The following is an 18,784-nucleotide window of genomic DNA, read 5'->3' on the forward strand; positions in this document are numbered from 1 at the left end:
ACGCTTTGGCAGCACCGCCGAACTTGGCAGCCAGCACGGTGGTGATGGCGGCAGTCAGTGTGGTTTTGCCGTGGTCAACGTGACCGATGGTGCCCACGTTCACGTGGGGTTTGGTCCGTTCGAATTTTTCTTTAGCCATTTTTCAATCCTTAAAAAGAGCAATGCCCGTGTGTTGGTTTAATGTTTGCATCAGGTTGCTGGATCACTCCGCACGGGCACAGAGTGGCACTTGATCGCAGACAGTTTCTGAACTTTCAGAGCTGACCATTTCTGATCAGAGGTGCCCGAGCAAATTCGCTGGGGCGAATTTGATCCGGCACGCTTGTCTTTACTTTGCGCGAGCGGCAACAATGGCTTCCGCCACGTTGCGTGGTGCTTCAGCGTAGTGCTTGAATTCCATCGTGTAGGTGGCGCGACCTTGCGACATGGAGCGCAGGGTGGTCGAGTATCCGAACATCTCGGACAGTGGCACCTCGGCCTTGATGGCCTTGCCGCCACCGACCATGTCGTCCATGCCCTGGACCATGCCGCGGCGTGAGGACAAGTCGCCCATCACGTTACCGGCGTAGTCTTCTGGGGTCTCGACTTCCACAGCCATCATGGGCTCCAGAATCACGGGGTTGGCTTTGCGGCAACCTTCTTTGAAACCAAAGATGGCGGCCATCTTGAAGGCCATTTCGTTCGAGTCCACGTCGTGGTACGAACCGAAGTGCAGGGTGACCTTGACGTCCACCACAGGGTAGCCAGCCAAAACGCCTTGACCCAAAGCTTCGATCACACCTTTTTCCACGGCAGGGATGTATTCGCGAGGAACCACACCGCCCTTGATGGCGTCAACGAACTCAAAGCCCTTGCCTGGCTCCTGAGGCTCGACCTTCAGAACCACGTGGCCATATTGACCCTTACCACCGGACTGACGCACGAACTTGCCTTCGGCTTCTTCGACGGTCTTGCGGATGGTTTCGCGGTAAGCCACTTGAGGCTTGCCCACGTTGGCTTCAACACCGAATTCACGCTTCATGCGGTCCACGATGATTTCCAGATGCAATTCGCCCTGGCCGCCAATGATGGTCTGACCGGATTCTTCGTCGGTTTGCACGCGGAAAGATGGATCTTCAGCGGCCAGACGCGACAGGGCGATGCCCATCTTTTCCTGGTCGGCTTTGGACTTGGGCTCCACCGCCTGGCGAATCACGGAGTCAGGGAACACCATGCGCTCGAGCGTGATCACAGAGTTGGGATCGCACAAGGTTTCGCCGGTGGTGACGTCTTTCAAGCCTACGCAAGCGGCGATGTCGCCCGCACGGATCTCGTCGACTTCTTCACGGTTGTTGGCGTGCATTTGCACAATACGGCCGATACGCTCTTTCTTGCCGCGCACCGCGTTGTACACGGTATCGCCTTTTTTCAGGACGCCGGAATACACGCGCACGAAAGTCAGCTGACCCACAAACGGGTCGGTCATCAGCTTGAACGCCAACGCAGAGAACTTCTCTTCGTCGTCGGCCTTGCGGGTGACTTCTTTTTCTTCTTCGTCAAAACCCTTGATGGCTTTCACGTCCAAGGGCGACGGCAGGAAGTCGATCACGCCGTCTAGCATGCGCTGCACGCCTTTGTTCTTGAAAGCGGTACCGCAGAACATGGGCTGGATTTCGGAAGCCAAGGTGCGGATACGGATACCGCGCTTGATTTCTTCTTCCGTCAAGTCACCTTCTTCCAGGTACTTGTTCATCATGTCCTCGGAAGCCTCAGCCGCAGCTTCGACCATTTTCTCGCGCCACTCTTTGGCGGTCTCGAGCAAGTTGGCTGGGATGTCTTCGAAGGTGAACTTCATGCCCTGGGAAGCTTCGTCCCAGATGATGGCCTTCATCTTGATCAGGTCGACCACGCCGGTGAAGTTGTCTTCCGCGCCAATCGGGATCACGATCGGCACAGGGCTGGCTTTGAGGCGCAGCTTCATCTGTTCGACAACTTTGAAGAAGTTGGCACCGGTGCGGTCCATCTTGTTCACAAAGGCCAGACGTGGCACCTTGTACTTGTTGGCCTGACGCCACACGGTTTCGGACTGGGGCTGCACGCCGCCCACAGCGCAATACACCATGCAAGCGCCGTCCAGCACGCGCATAGAACGCTCGACTTCAATGGTGAAGTCCACGTGGCCGGGGGTGTCGATGATGTTGAAGCGGTGCTCGTCGAAAGAGCTGTCCATGCCCTTCCAGAAGCAGGTGGTGGCCGCCGAGGTGATCGTGATGCCACGCTCTTGCTCTTGCTCCATCCAGTCCATGGTGGCAGCGCCGTCGTGCACTTCACCAATCTTGTGGTTCACGCCGGTATAAAAAAGGATACGCTCAGTCGTCGTGGTCTTGCCGGCGTCAATGTGAGCCGAGATACCAATGTTGCGATAGCGCTCGATGGGGGTAGTGCGAGCCATTTATTTCTCCAAAGATTAAGTACCAAAGCCCGCCACCCCAAATGGGGCCAGCGGGCTGGCTTCTGAACGTGTCGGGCTTCTGTGAGAAGCCCTTGTGCATCAGAAGCGGAAGTGCGAGAACGCCTTGTTGGCTTCGGCCATGCGGTGAACTTCGTCACGCTTTTTCATGGCGCCACCACGGCCTTCGTTGGCCTCAAGCAATTCGTTGGCCAAACGCAGGGCCATCGACTTTTCACCGCGCTTGCGAGCGGCTTCCTTGATCCAGCGCATCGACAGGGCCAGGCGACGAACAGGGCGCACTTCAACAGGCACCTGGTAGTTCGCACCACCCACGCGGCGGGATTTCACTTCCACCATGGGCTTGACGTTGTTGATGGCGATGGAGAAGAGTTCCACAGGGTCTTTTCCTGTTTTCTTTTCCATGGTGTCCAGAGCACCATAAATGATGCGTTCTGCGACAGCTTTCTTGCCGCCTTCCATGATCACGTTCATGAACTTGGAGAGCTCGACATTGCCGAACTTGGGATCCGGCAGGATTTCACGTTTAGGGACTTCGCGACGACGTGGCATATTTCACCTCATATTGCTTCAGTTGGCATCTTTTCAGACACCGCGAGCGTTATTCAAAACAGCTCACTTACTCGACCCACCTGGACGATTCCGGGCTTCGGGTCACTTCGCTGTATCACCGCGCCACGCGGGAAACAGCACCGAAAAATTTCAACCCCAAAGGGCTTACTTGGCCTTTGGCTTCTTCGCACCGTACTTGGAGCGCGACTGCTTGCGGTCTTTCACGCCTTGCAAGTCGAGCGAACCGCGCACGATGTGGTAACGCACACCTGGCAAGTCCTTGACACGACCACCGCGCACCAGAACCACCGAGTGTTCCTGCAGGTTGTGGCCTTCACCGCCGATGTAGGAGATGACCTCAAAACCGTTGGTCAAGCGCACTTTAGCCACTTTACGCAAAGCGGAGTTAGGCTTTTTAGGCGTTGTGGTGTACACACGGGTGCAGACACCACGACGCTGTGGAGAGTTTTGCATCGCAGGGCTTTTGGACTTGATCGTTTCGACCTCGCGCCCCTGACGCACCAATTGATTGATGGTTGGCATTGTTTGTAACGTCCCTAAACGTTGGAATTGGACAAAAGAAACTTCTCCGCCCCAAAAGCGGAAAAGCCCGCCAGTATAACCGCCTGGCGCTCGGGTGGCAAGTTATCCACAATTTGACCCAAAGAGACGGCCAGCGCTCACTTGATCCACAGACGCACCGCGTCCCAGGCGCGGCCCAGAACGCCAGCTTCCTCGACCGCCTCCAGCGCCACCAAGGGAACCTCCAACAAGGCCTGGTCCCCGCGCAACACCTTCAATCCGCCCACGGTCTGGCCCTTGCTGAAAGGTGCCACCAGCGGGTCCGGGCGGGACACCTGGGTTTTGATCTGGGCGGCAGAACCTGCGGGCACGGCCACCACCAGCGGCTGCAAAGACCCCAGTTTCAAGACCGGCGACTTGCCTTTCCACAAAGTCGGGCTGACGATGGCCTGACCGGCCTCGAAGAGTTTGACCGCATCGAAGGCGGTGTAACCCCAGTTGAGGAGCTTCTGGCTTTCGTTGGCCCGTGCGTTCTCACTGTCAGCCCCCAAAACGACCGACAACAGGCGCCGTTGTCCAATGTTGGCGAACTCCCGCTTGGCCGAGGCCACCAAGCCATAACCGGCTGCGTTGGTGTGCCCTGTTTTCAGGCCGTCCACGGTGGGGTCACGGAACAGCAGCAAATTACGGTTGCTGTCGTTGGCTGCGGGGGTGCCTTCGTAGCGGTACTTCTTGATGGCGTAATAAGGCACGAATTCGGGAAAATCCCGCATCAAGCGGCTGGCCAGAAGGCCCAGGTCACGCGCCGTGGTGGTGTGGCCCGCCTCCGTCAGCCCCTCCGGATTGCGGTAACGGGTGTTCTTCATGCCCAGCACTTTGGCCTGGTCGTTCATCAGTTGCACAAAACGCTCCACGCTGCCGCCCACCCCTTCGGCCAGGGCCACGGTGGCATCGTTGCCCGACTGGACCACCATGCCCTTGATCAGGTCTTCGACGGGCACCCGCATCTTGGGGTCAATGAACATGCGCGAACCCGGCATCTTCCAGGCCCGCTCCGACACGGGCAGGGTTTGCTTGAGGTCGATCTTGCGTGACTTCAGGGCATCGAACACCAGGTAAGCCGTCATCAATTTGGTCAGCGAGGCGGGCTCCACCGCCATGTCCGGGTCTTTGGCCGCCAGCACCTGGTTGGCGGTGACATCGATCAGCAAATAAGCTTTGGCCGCCACCTCGGGAGGCTGGGGCATTTGCGCCTGAACGCTCCAAGTCAGGGCTGCCAGGAAAGCCAGGGCCAGGGTTTTCAATGAAGTTGTCATGCGGATCTTGATCGTCTGGGCGCACCCTGTTGCGGTACACCGGGCATCAGGCGCGAAGGTGCCTGGCCACCAAATTTTTGAGCAGGGGCAGCTGTCCATGAAAGAAATGCGCCACCCCGGGAATGACTGTGACCGGCAAGGACTGCGGCCTGGCCCAGTCCATCACACTGGCCAGAGGCACCGTATCGTCTTGTTCGCCATGGAGCACCAGGGTCGCCTCGTGCAACTCGGGCGCGACCGGTGCCACCTCAAAACGCGAAGCGGCTGTGCCCACCAGCACCAGCTTGCCCGGACTGCGTGCGGGGCTCAGTGTCCGGGCCACATGGCTGGTCACAAAGGCCCCAAAGGAAAAACCCGCCAGTGCCAAAGGCCCCGAGGGTGCCACCTGTTCGATCACCGCGAGCATGTCTGCGGCTTCGCCGCGCCCCTCGTCGTAAGTGCCCGCACTGGTCCCCACCCCCCGGAAGTTGAAGCGCACCGCCTGCCAGCCACACTGCACAAACGCACGGGCCAGCGTCTGCACCACCTTGTTTTGCATGGTGCCGCCAAACAAGGGGTGCGGGTGTGCGATGACGGCAGTCCCCCGGATCGCGTCTGGCGCAGGGGCGTCACGCAACGCCTCGATGGCGCCGGCAGGCCCTTGCAGCGTCAGGGATTGGGTGGCCGAATTCATCAGCGCCCCAGGTGCTCGGGCGTGACCAACCGCGTCACGACCTGGCCGTTCTGCAGATGCGACTCGACGATTTCGTCGATGTCGGCCTGGTCCACATAGGAGTACCAGACGCCTTCGGGATAGACCACAGCGACCGGGCCGCCAGCGCAGCGGTCCATGCAACCGGCCTTGTTGACCCGCACCTGCCCGGGCCCCGCCAAGCCCAGCGCCTTGACGCGTTGTTTGCAATGGTCAAAAGCGGCTTGCGCGCCCTGCTGGGCACAGCAGGCCTCGTTGTTTTTGCGCTCGTTGAGGCAAAAAAAGATGTGGCGCTTGAAATAAGGACTGGAATTTTCAATGGTCATGTCCGAATTCTAGGTCCGGACCTGATCACGTATCTCTCGTAAGGCCGGGCGACGACAAGCGCTGAATCAGGTACACCAGCAGGGCATAAGGCCACAACCAACCCAGCCACTGGCTCAGGCCATGAAAACGGATGAACTGGCCCTGCTCCCAGGTTTGCAAGGTCAAGGCAAAGTAGGCGTCGGCCGAGGCGTTGTTGAGCAGGCTCAACTGCCACACCAAGGCCGCCAGCGCCAGCACCCAACACACCCGCACCGCACAAAACGACAGCGCCACCATGGCGACAATCGCCAGCACCAGGCCTGCCAGCACCTCGGTGCTGACCCAGCCCCACGCGTGGGCAGGGCCATAGGTGAGCGCCGCAGACAAAGCACTGGCCCCAAAGCCCACACCCACCAACAACGCCGCCACCATCATGCGCTGCCCCCAAAGGCGCAACACCCCGAAAGCCAACAGGCAGGGCAGCAGCAAGCCAATGGCCACGCACAGGATTTCGCTCACGGGCAACAAGGGCTGCAGCTCCACCTCGCGCAGGGGCAGCCACTCCAGCCAAGGGGTGTCTTGCAGCACATGGGCCAGTGCGGTCTCCACACGCTCGAGCACCTGCCCCAAACCAAAAGTCACAGGTGCCGGGAACAACAAGGCCACAGGCCACACGGCCAACAAAGCCATGGCACCACTGGCGTCGGAGACAAACCAACGGTCACGAAAGCGGCTCCAGCGGTCCAGCAAGCCCACCCGCTCCAAAGCGCTGGCCATGGCGGCCCCCAGAAATGCACCGGAGATGTTCAAGGCAGCGTCCACATTGGACGGGACCCGCACAGGCAAGAACATCTGCATGGACTCCATCGTCAAGGACAGCAGCGCTGCCGCGAGCGTGCTCATGGCAATGGCGGGCCAGCGGTCGCGGGTTCGGTGCACCGCCAGCGCCATCAAAAACCCGAAAGGCGCATAGCCGGCCACATTGGACAAGACATCAAAGCCTGTCCAATAGCGCGGCAAAGGGGCCGTCAAAAAGGCCCAGGGGGCGATGCCCTGGATGCGCCAGCCGTCAAAAGGATAAAGACTGGCATAAACGATCAGGACCGCATAGATCCAGACCAGGGGCCAGGCGGCCGTTCTGCGCGAAGGCGTGGTGCGCATGCCCGGCTCTTAAAACGGCTTGACCACCACCAAAATGACGGCCGCCAGCATCATCAGAACTGGCGCCTCATTGAACCAGCGAAACCAGACATGGCTGCGCTGCATCTGGCCGCTCTCGAACTTGCGCAGCAAGACGCCGCAACTGTGGTGGTAACCGAGCAAGGCCAACACGATCAGCAGCTTGGCATGCATCCAGCCCTGCCCCGAACCCAGGCCAATGCCGTAATACAGCCAAAGCCACAAGCCCAGCGCCAAGGCGGGGATGGCCAAAATGGTCATGAAGCGGTAGAGCTTGCGCGACATCAACAGCAAACGCGCGCGCTCTGCCACGGAGCCTGGCTCCACCATGGCCAGATTGACAAAAATCCTCGGCAGGTAGAACAGGCCGGCAAACCAGCTGGCGATGAAAACGATGTGAAGGGCTTTGATCCAGAGCATGGCTCAAGTGTAGTCAGTGATGGCCCATCACGACCTGGGGGCTCGCGCAGGCAAAAAAAACCCCCGGCCAGGGGCCGAGGGTGGGAAGCCCTTTGGCGTTACCGCGTCAGGGCCCCGCTCAGGGAGGAAAAGCGGGAGGCAGCAAGCTGCCCAGGGCGAATTTATCAAATAACAAAACCATTAACAAGTTGAATTTTGGTTTTTATGGTGGTTTTGTTGGTTGTCGCCTGCGCGCCATGACCAGACCCCTGGGGGCCAAGGCCGCTTTGGCTTGAGCGCGACTTCAGGCACAATTTTCGACATGAACCCTGTCGCTCCCTTCCCCGCCAACCGCCCACGCCGCTTGCGCCGTGATGAATTCACCCGCAATCTGGTGCGTGAGCACCGGGTCACAGCGCACGACCTGATCTACCCGGTGTTTGTGCTGGACGGCCAAAACCAGCGCCAGGCCGTGGGCTCCATGCCCGGCGTGGAACGCTTGTCGCTCGACCTGCTGCTGCCCGTGGCCGAAGACTGCGTCAAGCTCGGCATCCCGGTCATGGCGCTGTTCCCGGTCATCGACGCCAGCCTGAAGGACCCCACGGGCAGCGAAGCCAAGAATCCAGACGGCCTGGTGCCCCGTGTGGTGCGCGAACTCAAAAAACGCTTCCCCGAGCTGGGCGTGATGACCGATGTGGCGCTCGACCCCTTCACCAGCCATGGCCAGGACGGCTTGCTCGATGAGACTGGCTACATCCTGAACGACGAAACCACCGCCGTGCTGGTGCAGCAAGCCCTGACGCAAGCCGAAGCGGGCGTGGACATGGTCGCGCCCAGCGACATGATGGACGGACGCATCGGCGCGATCCGCCAGGCGCTCGAAGCCCGCGGCCTGATCCACACCCGCATCATGGCCTACAGCGCCAAATACGCCAGCGCCTTCTATGGCCCCTTCCGCGACGCGGTGGGTTCGGCCGGCAACCTGGGCAAAAGCAACAAGAAGGTCTACCAGATGGACCCCGGCAACACCGACGAAGCCCTGCGCGAAGTCGCCATGGACCTGGCCGAAGGAGCCGACATGGTGATGGTCAAGCCCGGCATGCCGTACCTGGACATCGTGCGCCGCGTCAAAGACGAGTTCAAGGTGCCCACCTTCGCCTACCAGGTGTCGGGCGAATACGCCATGCTCAAGGCCGCTGCGCAAAACGGCTGGCTGGACCACGACCTGGTCATGATGGAGAGCCTGCTGGCCTTCAAGCGCGCGGGCGCAGACGGCGTGTTGACCTACTTTGCCCGCGACGCCGCACGCTGGATCGCCGCCCATTGAAAGAGACCCCCCTCCACGCTGGCGCACCCGGTTTGCGGGTGTTCAGCATCGCTGGCAATCGGGTGCAGGCCTGGCCTTCGCACAGCCCTGACACCCCGCTGCCCGAGGCTTTGCCCGAACAAGGCTTTCTCTGGCTGGCCTTTTCACGCGAACACTTCGAGCGCCATGTGCCCGCCATCCAGACCTGCCTGCAGCAGTTGACGGGGCAAAGCCTGGTGGACCTGCATGTGTCGGACTTGCTCAACGGCCAACTGCCCTCGCGCTACGACTTCACTTCGCATTACGACCTGCTGGTGTTTCGCCGACTGGCACAGCAATCGGGCACCGCTCCCCGGCACAGCGAAGCCCAGGCCAAACATTCACCAATCAAGCGGCCCGGTCCACCCATCCTGCAGCGCATCGACACCAGCCCGGTGGGCTTTGCGGTGTTCGACAAGGTGCTGCTGAGCGTGCACCCCGACGACTGCGCCGTGCGCGAAGCCTACGCCAGCCGTCTTTTGAATGCGACAAGCGACAAGGCCCTGGCGCACGACCCCCGGTCTGCAGGCGCTCGAGGCATCCCAATGAGCCCAGCCGACATGATGCTGCGCATCGTCAGCCAGATGGTGGACGCGTACCTGGATTTAAGACGCGAACTGAGCCGCCAGCTGGACCACTGGCAGGCCGAACTGCTCCACCCCGGTGCGCGTTTTCGCCGCTGGGACGCCTTGCTGCAAGCACGGCTGGCCCTGCACCAGCTCGAAGACCTATGCGATGACCAGCACACGGCCATGCTCAATTGGAACGAAACCCTGGACGACTGGGTGGTCAACGAAGACCCGGCCGCCCTGCGCGAACACGAATTGCTGAAGGTGCGCTGCCGGGATGTGCTGGAGCACATTGACCGGGTGGTCCATCATGTGCGCCGTCTGGAGCACAACACCGAAACCGCGGTGCAAATGCACTTCAATGCCCAGGGCAACCGCACCAACGACATCATGCGGACCTTGACGGCACTGACCGCGATCTTCTTGCCACTGAACCTGATCGCAGCGGTGTTCGGCATGAACTTCGAGTTCATGCCCTGGCTGCACACCGCCAGCGCTTTTTGGTGGACGCTGGGCGGAATGGGGGCGATTGCCACCACCATGGGCTTGGTGTTCTGGCGCAAACGGTATCTGGCGCGCACGGGCGAATAAGCGCCAAACACCACCAGTCCTTCTCGTCACCCTCGACTCAATCGGGGGCCCATGCCTTCGCCCACCCTGGATACCCGCAGGCGCGGGTATGACACCCCGAGTTCGTCACCTCCGACTTGATCGGGGGTCCATGACTTCGCCTACCCTGGATACCCGCGTGCGCGGGCATGACAACCCGAGTTCGTCACCCCCGACTTGATCGGGGGTCCATGCCTTCGTCCACCTTGGATACCCGCATGCGCGGGCATCTCCAGTCGTTCAACCCAGATGCTGCTTGAAAAACGCCAGCGTGCGTTCCCGGGCCAATTGGGCCGAAGGGGCGTGCCAGGAAGCGCGCTGGTCGCAGTTGAAGCCGTGGTGGGCTGCATAGGTGTGGACCGTCACTTCGGGGTGCGCCTTGCGGAAAGCCGCCACGGTGTCCATCGGAATCCAATGGTCTTCTTCGGCAAAATGCGCCAGCACCGGCACCTTGGGTTGGCGGGCGGTTTCGGCTTCAGTGGTCACCCCACCGCCGTAATACGGCACCGCTGCGCTCAGGCCTGACAAGGTGCAGGCCGCACGCCAGGTCAACAAGCCGCCCCAGCAGTAACCCACGATGCCCACCTTGCCACCCGACGCCTGCACGGCATGGTCAATCGCCACCTGGATGTCCTGCATCACGCCGGGCGCAGGCAAGGCCTCGGCCGCCGTTTTGTAGCCAAAGCCTTCGCCCATATCGGCTTCGGTGTAACCCAATTCCACCCCCGGCTTGACGCGGTGAAAGGCCGCCGGAGCCACCGCCAGATAACCCTCGGCGGCATAGCCATCGGCCACAGCGCGGATGTGGCTGTTGACGCCAAAAATTTCCTGAATCACGACCACGGCACCCTTGGGTGTGCCTGCGGGTCGGGCCTCATACGCGGGCACGGCGGTACCGTCAGCCGACTTCAGTTCGATCATCGATCCCATGTGTTTTCCTTTCAAGACAGAGGTCAGTTCAACGGGCCAGCGCACGCTCGACAAAATCGAGCCGGTCCTGGCCCCAGAAAATCTCGCCATCCACCACATAACTGGGCGCACCAAACACCCCTGCATCGATGGCCGCCTGGGTGTAGCTTTCATAGCGCTCCTGCACCGCCTGGCTGCGGGAGGCGTCCATCAGCTGGCCCGGCAAGCCCTGCTCAGCCAGCAGCTCGGCCAACACTTTGTCGTCGGCCATGTTGCGCTCTTGCGCCCAGCAAGCGGCCAAAATCGCGCCCGCGATCTTCATGGCGGCTTGCGGACCTTGGGCCACATCGGCCGCAATGATCAGGCGCGCAGCATCGTCCCCACCGACCGGGAAATACCGGGGCTTCGGATTGAGAGGCACATTCAGGTGCTGGCTGAAGCGCTGCAACTCCACCAGGCGGTAAGCCTGCCTTTGCGGTGCACGCTGGCCCAGCGGCAAACCGCCCGAGATCGGGAAGACCTTGCCGCCCAGGTCGATCGGCATCACCCGCACGGAGGCCCCGGTACGCTGCACGATCTCGGCCAGGCGCTGGTGGCCCAAATAAGCCCAGGGGCTTTGCGGGGCGAAGTAATAGTCCACTGTGCGACCCATATGGTCTCCTTGTGTGTTGTGTAATCGTCAAGCGAAGCAGCGGTTTTAACCGCATCCATGAATTTTTGCAGGAGATACGCGATGAACAAGGTCTTGTTGGTGACGGGCGGCAGCCGCGGTATCGGGGCGGCCACGGCCCTGTTGGCGGCCCAAAACGGCTGGTCGGTGGCTGTGAATTACACCGCCAACTCGCTGGCGGCGGACGAAGTGGTGCGCCAAATCCGCGCCTCGGGGGGGCAAGCCATGGCGGTCCAGGCCGACGTGGCCGACGAAGCGCAAGTGCTGCGCATGTTCGAGCACATTGACGCCAAACTCGGCCGCCTGCACGGCCTGGTCAACAACGCAGGTGTGGTCGATTTGGCCGCCCGTGTGGACCAGATGAGCGTGGCCCGTTGGAAGCGCATGTTCGACATCAACGTGATCGGCAGCCTGATCTGCGCCCGCGAAGCCGTGCGCCGCATGAGCACCAAGCACGGCGGCGAAGGCGGCAGCATCGTCAACGTGTCGAGCGCCGCCGCCCGCTTGGGCGCTCCCGGCCAGTACGTGGACTACGCCGCCGCCAAAGGTGCGATCGACGCTTTCACCATCGGGTTGTCCAAGGAAGTGGCCGCCGAGGGCATCCGCGTCAACGCGGTGCGCCCGGGCCTGATCGAGACCGAAATCCACGCCTCGGGCGGTCTGCCCAACCGCGTGAAAGACCTGCAGCACCTGGTGCCCGCCCAGCGCGGCGGCACTGCCGAAGAAGTGGCCGAGGGCATTGTCTGGCTGCTGTCGGACAAGGCCAGTTACACCACCATGAGCTTTCTGGACATCTCGGGAGGCCGTTGATGGCGCAGATCAAATACTTCTGGGAAGACATGGCCGTGGGCCAGGTGCGCGATCTGGGCACCATCACGCCCACCCGCGAAGAGATCATCGCCTTCGCCACCCAGTTTGACCCGCAGCCCTTTCACCTGGACGACGAAGCGGCCAAGGCCTCGGTGTTCGGTGCCCTCTCGGCCAGCGGCTGGCACACCTGCGCCATGGCCATGCGGCTCATGGTGACCAACTTTTTGCACGAAACCTCCAGCCTCGGCTCGCCAGGTCTCGAAGGCATCAAGTGGCTCAAACCGGTCTACCCGGGCGACAGCCTGCGCCTGCAAAGCACCGTGCTGGAGACCAAGCCCATGGGCAAACGCCCGGACGTGGGCATGACGCGCAACCTCTGGGAAATGTTCAACCAGAACGGAGACAAGGTGCTGCACATGGAAGGCTGGGGCATGTTCCGCCGCCGCTCGCCAGCTGCTGCCGACTGAAGCGGTCACGACCCCTTTGGGAGCGAGCCCCTGCTCGCGAATGTGTGCAATGGCACGACGCGCATTCGGCCGCAGGGGCGACCTCCCACAGAAACGTGCCACCGCAACCTCCATGGTTTAGCCAGTTGCGCCAAGGCACAATGGGGCGATGGATTTCAAACCGCTCATCACCCTGCTGGCCATCGTCAACCCCTTGGCCATCGTCCCGTTTTTCATCCACTACACCCAGGGCTTCAGCCGCGCCCAACGCAAAAGAACGATTTGGGTGTCGTCCTTTTCTGCCTTTGTGGTGATCGCCGCCAGCGCCTTGCTGGGTCTGCAGATTTTGGAGTTCTTCGGCATTTCGCTGGCCAGCTTCCAGGTCGGCGGCGGCATGTTGCTGCTCACTGCGGCCTTGTCGATGCTGAACGCGCAACCGGCCGAATCCCGCGCCAATGCCGACGAAGTGCACGACGCCGAAGCCAAAGCCGCTGTGGGCGCCAGCATTGCCGTGGTGCCCCTGACCATCCCGCTACTGACGGGCCCGGCCACCATGTCCACCGTCGTGATTTACGCCGAAAAAGCCAAAAACTTCGCCCAGTTGGGCACCCTGGTCGGCTATGGCGTGGTCATTGCTCTGGCCACGGCGCTGTGCTTTTCACTGGCCACCCCGATTGCCCGCATCCTGGGCAAAACCGGCATCAACGTCATGACCCGCCTCATGGGTCTGATCCTGGCCGCCCTGGCGGTGGAGGTGATGGCCGACGGGCTGCACAAGCTGTTTCCGGTACTGGCGCGCGGCCTTTGACCGGTCAAGGCAGCGTGACATAGCGCCACACAGCCCAAGCCACCGCAGACCATACCGACAAGACCAGCACCAGGCCTGCCCAGCTGACGGGCTTGGCTTGGCGCTCGGCCATCCAGTCGTCGGCCTGCTGACGACAATCCTGCGCAATGTGCTCCGGCAAATACCGCACCACCAGCCAGATCAGTACGGGCAACAAAATCACATCGTCCAGATAACCCAGCACCGGGATGAAATCGGGCACCAGATCGATCGGGCTGAGCGCATAAGCCACCACGAAAAAAGCCAGGCCTTTGAGCCACCACGGCGTGCGCGGGTCACGGCAGGCAAACCACAGCATCAGGCCATCGCGCTGGATGCGGCGTGCCCAGGTCCGGACAGCGGAGAAGGTGTTCTTCAGTGATGGCATGTCAAACCTCTGCAAAGCCCTGCGCCAGCCCTTGGCGCAAATGCGCCACCAACGCCGCCACCGCCCGAGGCACATGCGGTGCATACGGGCGAATGGCGTAAATGGTTTCGGCAAAGGCCCCCACAGGTTTCCAGCCGGGCAGCACCCGCACCAGCTTGCCCTGGCGCAGGGCAGTCTGCGCGCTGAAATCGGGCATGAGGGCGATGCCTGCGCCAGTCAGGGCGGCTTCGCGCAGGGCTTCGCTGTTGTTGGCGGCGAAGTTGCCCGACACGGGCACGGTGATGCGCTCGCCAGCGATGGACGGCTGGCGTGGTTCAAACGTCCAGGCCGGGGTGTCTTGCGAGCGGGGGTAGTGCAGGCAGTTGTGGGCCTGCAGCTCGGCAGGAGTCTGCGGCTCGCCGTGTTTGCGCAAGTAGGCGCGGGTGGCCACCAGCACCGATTCGGTGGCGCACAGCGCCCAGGCCACATGGGTGTCGGGCGGGCGGGCGGTGTGGCGGATGGCCAGGTCGTAGCCTTCGGTGGCCAAGGTGCTCAGGCGGTCGGACAGGTCCAGCTCAATCCGCACATCCGGAAAGTCTTTGAGAAATTCGGCCAGCAGCGGCACCAGCTGTTGGCGCGCCAGCGCCACCGGGGCGGTGACCCGAACCAGGCCGCCAGGCTGCTCGGCCAGGTCACGCACCTGGGCAAAGCTTTGCTCGATTTGCTCGAACGCGGCGCGGGTGTCATCCACCAGCCTTTGGCCCGCCTCGGTCAGGCGCAAGCTGCGGGTGGTGCGCTGCACCAGGGTGACTTTGGCGGCGCGCTCCAATTCGGCGATGCGCTGGCTCATGGCCGCCTTGCTCACCCCCAACCGAACCGCAGCGGCGGTGTAACTGCCTTGCTGGGCCAACACGCTCAGCCAGTGCAGGTGCGTCCAGAGGGTGGTGATTTTTTGGTTTTCCATCGTTGTATTGTTCACTATTTTGAACAATCAATTCAACTTTACGGCATTGCGGCGGGTGGCGGGGGTGCCTAAACTGGACCCGTTGCACACAATCATGCACGCCCAGTGGCGCGCTCCCACATTCCCAACGAAAGTTCCACATGAGCATTTCCCCCATCGGCCATTACATCAACGGTCAGGTCGCCGCAGGCACTTCGGGCCGCAGCCAACCTGTGACCAACCCCGCTACAGGTGCCGTGACCGGCAACGTGGCCCTGGCCAACAACGCTGAAGTCGCCAAAGCGGTGGCCGCAGCGCAAGCCGCTTTCCCGGCCTGGGCCGACACACCGCCGCTGCGCCGCGCCCGCGTGATGTTCAAGTTCCTCGAACTGCTGAACACCCACAAGGACGAACTGGCCCACATGATCACCGCCGAGCACGGCAAGGTGTTCACCGACGCACAAGGCGAAGTCAGCCGCGGCATCGACATCGTCGAATTCGCCAGCGGCATTCCGCAGCTGCTCAAGGGCGACTTCACCGAGCAAGTGTCGACCGGTATCGACAACTGGACAATGCGCCAGCCGCTGGGCGTGGTCGCGGGCATCACGCCCTTCAACTTCCCCGTCATGGTGCCCATGTGGATGTTCCCGGTCGCGATTGCGGCGGGCAACACCTTCATCTTGAAACCCAGCCCCACCGACCCAACGCCTTCGCTGTTCATCGCCGAGCTGCTGAAAAAAGCCGGTCTGCCCGACGGCGTGTTCAACGTGGTGCAAGGCGACAAGGAAGCCGTGGACGCGCTGCTGGAGAACCCCGACGTGAAAGCCATCAGCTTCGTCGGCTCCACACCGATCGCCAACTACATCTACGAGACCGGCGCCCACCACGGCAAGCGCGTGCAGGCCCTGGGCGGCGCAAAGAACCACCTGGTGGTCATGCCCGACGCCGACATCGACCAGACCGTGGACGCGCTGATCGGCGCAGGCTACGGCTCGGCAGGCGAGCGCTGCATGGCGATTTCGGTGGCCGTGCTGGTGGGCGATGTGGCCGACAAAATCATCCCCAAGCTGGTCGAGCGCACCAAAGCGCTGCAAGTGCTCAACGGCGAAAATCTGGCCGCCGAAATGGGCCCCATCGTGACCGACGCGGCCCGTCAGCGCATCAAGGGTTACATCGACGCGGGCGTGGCCGAAGGCGCCAAGCTCTTGGTCGATGGCCGCGAATTTGACGGCGCGAAGGCCGGTGCCGGTTGCGACAAGGGCTTCTGGCTCGGCGGTACGCTGTTTGACCACGTCACCACCGACATGAAGATCTACAAGGAAGAGATTTTTGGCCCGGTCTTGAGCTGCGTGCGCGTGCCCGACTTCGCCACCGCCGTGCAAATCATCAACGACCACGAGTTCGGCAACGGCGTGAGCTGCTTCACCCGCGACGGCAATGTGGCCCGCGAGTTCTCGCGTCGCATCCAGGTGGGCATGGTCGGCATCAACGTGCCAATCCCGGTGCCCATGGCCTGGCACGGCTTTGGCGGCTGGAAGCGCTCGCTGTTTGGCGACATGCACGCTTACGGCGAAGAGGGTGTGCGTTTCTACACCAAGCAAAAGTCCATCATGCAGCGCTGGCCTGAGTCGATTGGCAAGGGGGCTGAGTTTGTGATGCCGACGGCCAAATAAGCCAAAACTCCATCGGCTTTCTGGTGTTTTCCGCGAACGCGACTGGCCGGGGCCACCGAGCCTCATCCGTTGCTTCGCGCCAGCAAATCGGCCCAGCGGCCCCGGCCAGTCACCCTCGCTGCTTTGGCTGGCTTTAAACGGTCGATTGCCGTGCACAATCGCCTGCTGAGGAGACCAGGTACAACATGAACGACAACACCTTCGACTACATCATCGTGGGCGGCGGCACGGCAGGCTGCCTGCTGGCCAACCGCTTGAGCGCCGACGCCAGCAAGCGCGTGCTGCTGATCGAGGCGGGCAAGAAAGACGATTACCACTGGATTCACATCCCGGTCGGCTACCTGTATTGCATTGGCAACCCCCGCACCGACTGGCTGTACCAGACCGAGCCGGCTCAGGGTCTCAATGGTCGCAGCCTGCGTTACCCGCGTGGCAAGGTACTGGGCGGGTGCTCGAGCATCAACGGCATGATTTACATGCGCGGCCAGTCGCGTGATTACGATCAATGGGCGCAGATCACCGGCAACGACGAATGGCGCTGGGACCAGGCCCTGCCCTACTTCAAGCTGCACGAAGACCACTATAACGGGGCCAACGAATTTCACGGCGCCAAAGGGGCCAAGTCCGAGTTGCTGGCCCCTGCCGATTTGCCCAAGGGCAGTTACCTGCACACCCTGCGCGGGCGCAACACGGGCGGCGAATGGCGCATCGAAAAGCAGCGCCTGCGCTGGGACGTGCTCGACGCGTTTGCGCAAGCGGCCCAGCAAGCGGGCATTCCCGCCACGGACGACTTCAACCGGGGCAACAACGAGGGCGTGAGCTATTTCGAGGTGAACCAGAAGTCCGGCTGGCGCTGGAACACGGCCAAGGCTTTTTTGCGCCCCACTTGCTATGCACGTTCTAACTTCGAGTTGTGGAACAAGGCGCAAGTGGCCAAGCTGATCCTGCAAACCCAGCCCGACGGCAGCCAGCGTTGCACCGGGGTGCAGGTGTGGTCGGGTGTGGAGATGGTCGAGGTCAAAGCCACCCGCGAGGTGATCCTGAGCGCGGGCAGCATCGGCTCGGCGCAGATCCTGCAGCTGTCGGGCATCGGCCCCGGCGCTTTGCTTCAAGACAAAGGCGTCGAGGTCAAGCACGAGCTGCCCGGCGTGGGCGCCAACCTGCAAGACCATTTGCAGATCCGCTCGGTGTACAAGGTCAAGAACGCCAAAACCCTCAACACCTTGGCCAACAGCCTGGTGGGCAAGGCCATGATTGGGCTGGAATACGCCTTCAAACGCACCGGCCCCATGAGCATGGCGCCCAGCCAGCTGGGTGCGTTCACCAAAAGCGACCCGTCGCAGCCGCACGCCAACATCCAGTACCACGTGCAGCCGCTGAGTCTGGACGCGTTTGGCGAGCCCCTGCACAGCTTCCCGGCGATCACCGCCAGCGTGTGCAACCTCAACCCGACCAGCCGTGGCACAGTGCAGATCAAGAGCAACCAATTTGACGACGCACCCGCCATCGCCCCCAATTACCTGGCCACCGAGGAGGACCGGAAGGTGGCCGCCGACAGCCTGCGGGTGACGCGGCGCATCATGGCCCAGCCCGCCATGGCACCTTTCGCACCCGAAGAGTTCAAACCCGGCGTGGAATACCAAACCGACGAAGAACTGGCCAAGCTGGCCGGTGACATCGCCAGCACCATCTTCCACCCGGTGGGCACCACCCGCATGGGCCGCGAAGACGACCCGATGGCCGTAGTCAACCCACGCCTGCAGGTGCGCGGTGTGGCGGGCTTGCGCGTGGTCGATGCGGGCGTGATGCCCACCATCACCAGCGGCAACACCAACAGCCCGACGCTCATGATTGCCGAAAAAGCGGCGCAATGGATCGCCGAAGACGCCGCCCGCCAGGCCGCTGCCTGAGCCTTAAAAGCATGCCAAACGACTCTTTTTCGTCAGTTCAAGGTCAGTTCTAGGCAGGGATTTCCCCAAAATGGGGAAATCCCTGAGTTCAGAGGCGCTCTGGGTCACTTACATTTCACCCACTCGATGCAAAGCTGTACTTGCATCCCGAGGGCCGAGGAGACAAACAAGCCCAAGAACTCGAACATGAACCAACATCCCAACGAGGTGTACTTTCCAAGCGTCGCGCAAGCGGCGCTTTTTTTTGCCTGTTCGTTGGGCTGCTCATCTTCCCCTTTGTGGGAGGCCCACAA

At 61.8% G+C, this 18,784-nt stretch carries 20 protein-coding genes; 7 read left to right on the plus strand and 13 right to left on the minus strand.

The window, feature by feature from the left end; translation table 11 throughout:
• From B9Z34_RS09655 to B9Z34_RS09695, 9 genes are all read right to left on the minus strand, one after another.
• Positions 1–139, minus strand: a 139-nt coding sequence (locus tag B9Z34_RS09655) for a GTP-binding protein (RefSeq protein ID WP_233200730.1), incomplete at its 3' end; no start/stop codon positions are given.
• A gap of 189 nt (positions 140–328) precedes the next feature.
• Positions 329–2,431: an elongation factor G gene (fusA, locus tag B9Z34_RS09660; RefSeq protein WP_108427913.1), complete on the minus strand. Its 2,103-nt coding sequence runs from the start codon at positions 2,429–2,431 to the stop codon at positions 329–331.
• A 99-nt stretch (positions 2,432–2,530) separates the two neighbouring features.
• Positions 2,531–3,001, minus strand: coding sequence for a 30S ribosomal protein S7 (gene rpsG, locus B9Z34_RS09665; RefSeq protein WP_053172830.1), 471 nt, complete (start codon positions 2,999–3,001; stop codon positions 2,531–2,533).
• 165 nt (positions 3,002–3,166) lie between these two features.
• On the minus strand, positions 3,167–3,544 hold the full coding sequence (gene rpsL, locus B9Z34_RS09670; RefSeq protein ID WP_011466063.1) for a 30S ribosomal protein S12: 378 nt from the start codon (positions 3,542–3,544) through the stop codon (positions 3,167–3,169).
• Between the two features lie 137 nt (positions 3,545–3,681).
• Positions 3,682–4,839 (minus strand): D-alanyl-D-alanine carboxypeptidase family protein, encoded by a 1,158-nt coding sequence (locus B9Z34_RS09675; RefSeq protein ID WP_108427914.1) that lies wholly within the window; start codon positions 4,837–4,839, stop codon positions 3,682–3,684.
• A 46-nt stretch (positions 4,840–4,885) separates the two neighbouring features.
• Complete coding sequence (locus B9Z34_RS09680) at positions 4,886–5,512, minus strand: alpha/beta hydrolase (protein ID WP_108427915.1); 627 nt, start codon at positions 5,510–5,512, stop codon at positions 4,886–4,888.
• Positions 5,512–5,856, minus strand: coding sequence for a ferredoxin (locus B9Z34_RS09685; protein WP_108427916.1), 345 nt, complete (start codon positions 5,854–5,856; stop codon positions 5,512–5,514). The genes B9Z34_RS09680 and B9Z34_RS09685 overlap by 1 nt, the downstream gene beginning before the upstream one ends.
• Before the next feature lie 25 nt (positions 5,857–5,881).
• Entirely contained in the window at positions 5,882–6,997 is a 1,116-nt protein-coding gene (locus tag B9Z34_RS09690) for a VanZ family protein (protein ID WP_108427917.1), read from the minus strand.
• 9 nt (positions 6,998–7,006) lie between these two features.
• Positions 7,007–7,435 (minus strand): CopD family protein, encoded by a 429-nt coding sequence (locus B9Z34_RS09695; protein ID WP_108427918.1) that lies wholly within the window; start codon positions 7,433–7,435, stop codon positions 7,007–7,009.
• Positions 7,436–7,736: 301 nt separating this feature from the next.
• Between B9Z34_RS09695 and hemB the strand changes: the two genes are divergently transcribed.
• Both hemB and B9Z34_RS09705 read left to right on the plus strand, forming a co-directional pair.
• Entirely contained in the window at positions 7,737–8,741 is a 1,005-nt protein-coding gene (gene hemB / locus B9Z34_RS09700; RefSeq protein ID WP_108428027.1) for a porphobilinogen synthase, read from the plus strand.
• A 32-nt stretch (positions 8,742–8,773) separates the two neighbouring features.
• A complete protein-coding gene (locus B9Z34_RS09705; protein WP_108428028.1) occupies positions 8,774–9,919 on the plus strand; it encodes a magnesium transporter CorA family protein in 1,146 nt (381 codons plus the stop codon).
• A 258-nt stretch (positions 9,920–10,177) separates the two neighbouring features.
• Here the strand turns inward: B9Z34_RS09705 and B9Z34_RS09710 are convergent, their stop codons facing one another.
• Together B9Z34_RS09710 and B9Z34_RS09715 are read right to left on the minus strand one after the other, a co-directional pair.
• Positions 10,178–10,867 (minus strand): dienelactone hydrolase family protein, encoded by a 690-nt coding sequence (locus tag B9Z34_RS09710; protein WP_108428029.1) that lies wholly within the window; start codon positions 10,865–10,867, stop codon positions 10,178–10,180.
• 28 nt (positions 10,868–10,895) lie between these two features.
• Entirely contained in the window at positions 10,896–11,498 is a 603-nt protein-coding gene (locus B9Z34_RS09715) for a 2-hydroxychromene-2-carboxylate isomerase (protein WP_108427919.1), read from the minus strand.
• Positions 11,499–11,579: 81 nt separating this feature from the next.
• Here B9Z34_RS09715 and B9Z34_RS09720 point away from each other — a divergent pair, with 81 nt between their 5' ends.
• The 3 genes from B9Z34_RS09720 (at position 11,580) to B9Z34_RS09730 (ending at position 13,580) form a co-directional block, all read left to right on the plus strand.
• Positions 11,580–12,326 carry an SDR family oxidoreductase gene (locus tag B9Z34_RS09720; RefSeq protein ID WP_108427920.1) on the plus strand — a complete coding sequence of 249 codons (747 nt, stop codon included), beginning with the start codon at positions 11,580–11,582 and terminating at the stop codon, positions 12,324–12,326.
• Positions 12,326–12,793 (plus strand): MaoC family dehydratase, encoded by a 468-nt coding sequence (locus tag B9Z34_RS09725; RefSeq protein ID WP_108427921.1) that lies wholly within the window; start codon positions 12,326–12,328, stop codon positions 12,791–12,793. Before B9Z34_RS09720 ends, B9Z34_RS09725 begins: the two co-directional genes overlap by 1 nt.
• 148 nt (positions 12,794–12,941) lie before the next feature.
• Positions 12,942–13,580 (plus strand): MarC family protein, encoded by a 639-nt coding sequence (locus B9Z34_RS09730; RefSeq protein WP_108427922.1) that lies wholly within the window; start codon positions 12,942–12,944, stop codon positions 13,578–13,580.
• A gap of 4 nt (positions 13,581–13,584) precedes the next feature.
• Here the strand turns inward: B9Z34_RS09730 and B9Z34_RS09735 are convergent, their stop codons facing one another.
• Positions 13,585–13,986 carry a YkvA family protein gene (locus B9Z34_RS09735; RefSeq protein WP_108427923.1) on the minus strand — a complete coding sequence of 134 codons (402 nt, stop codon included), beginning with the start codon at positions 13,984–13,986 and terminating at the stop codon, positions 13,585–13,587.
• Position 13,987: 1 nt separating this feature from the next.
• Positions 13,988–14,929, minus strand: coding sequence for a LysR family transcriptional regulator (locus tag B9Z34_RS09740; protein WP_108427924.1), 942 nt, complete (start codon positions 14,927–14,929; stop codon positions 13,988–13,990).
• Positions 14,930–15,069: 140 nt separating this feature from the next.
• Between B9Z34_RS09740 and B9Z34_RS09745 the strand changes: the two genes are divergently transcribed.
• Positions 15,070–16,581, plus strand: coding sequence for a CoA-acylating methylmalonate-semialdehyde dehydrogenase (locus B9Z34_RS09745; RefSeq protein WP_108427925.1), 1,512 nt, complete (start codon positions 15,070–15,072; stop codon positions 16,579–16,581).
• A 185-nt stretch (positions 16,582–16,766) separates the two neighbouring features.
• Positions 16,767–18,491: a GMC family oxidoreductase gene (locus B9Z34_RS09750; protein WP_108427926.1), complete on the plus strand. Its 1,725-nt coding sequence runs from the start codon at positions 16,767–16,769 to the stop codon at positions 18,489–18,491.
• Positions 18,492–18,784 lie beyond the last annotated feature (293 nt).

This window comes from Limnohabitans sp. Hippo3 (genome assembly GCF_003063665.1).
GTDB lineage: Bacteria > Pseudomonadota > Gammaproteobacteria > Burkholderiales > Burkholderiaceae_C > Limnohabitans_A.